Annotated in this window: 1 protein-coding gene and 1 pseudogene; one reads left to right on the top strand and one right to left on the bottom strand. The window is 65.6% G+C overall.

Annotation, left to right across the window (positions count from 1 at the left end; translation table 11 throughout):
• A pseudogene (gene asd, locus BTM36_RS06865) lies at window positions 1–322 on the bottom strand (archaetidylserine decarboxylase); the annotation flags it as partial.
• Between the two features lie 11 nt (window positions 323–333).
• Between asd and BTM36_RS06860 the strand changes: the two are divergent.
• Window positions 334–735 (top strand): protein kinase (locus BTM36_RS06860; RefSeq protein ID WP_217349569.1); only part of this gene is annotated, 402 nt, incomplete at its 3' end.

Here is a 735-nt window from a genome sequence, read left to right as displayed (position 1 = left end):
CGGCCAGCGGCTCGCCGCTTTTGGTCACAGACAGGCTTTGCAGGAGTTCTGCCAGATTCACTTTACCCGGAGCGAACAGGTTAATCACCGTTGAACCCAGTTTGAAGCGGCCCATCTCCTGGCCTTTCAGCAGCGCAACTGCACCATCGCTCTCGCCTGCAGGAAAGGTCCAGCGTTTGATGATGCCTTCGCGCGGCGGGGTGATCGTACCGGCCCAGACTGTTTCAATACTGCCGACAATCGTGGCTCCGACCAGAATTTGCGCCATCGGGCCGAATTCAGTATCGAACAAGCAAATGACGCGCTCGTTACGGGCAAACAGGTTCGAGCAACGTGCTGCTGCGTGGGGCCACCGAGGGCGACCTGGCCGTGTTCGATCCGGACGGGGACCGCCTGGATCCGGTGATCATCGACTTCGGCATCGCCATCGCTGCCGAGGAATCCCGCCTGACCTCCACCGGCCTGGTGATGGGCACCGCCGCGTACTTGGACCCGGAGGTGGTGCGCACCAACCACACCGGCGAGGCCGGCGACTGGTGGGCATGGGCTGCGCTGCTGGCCTTCGCCGCCACCGGCCGGGAGCCCTACGGGGGCGGCCGGGCCGACCTGGTGTTCCTGCGGGCCGAGCGCGGGGAGATCGACGTGGACGGCACGCCGACGGAACTGGCCCAGTGGCTGCGCTCCGCTCTGCAGGCCGATCCCGAGCAGCGACCCCTACCCGAGGAGATGATCGAG

Source organism: Herbaspirillum sp. VT-16-41 (genome assembly GCF_001994935.1).
Classification (GTDB): Bacteria; Pseudomonadota; Gammaproteobacteria; order Burkholderiales; family Burkholderiaceae_D; genus Herbaspirillum; species Herbaspirillum frisingense.
This window is presented reverse-complemented; position numbering and strand designations above follow the sequence as displayed.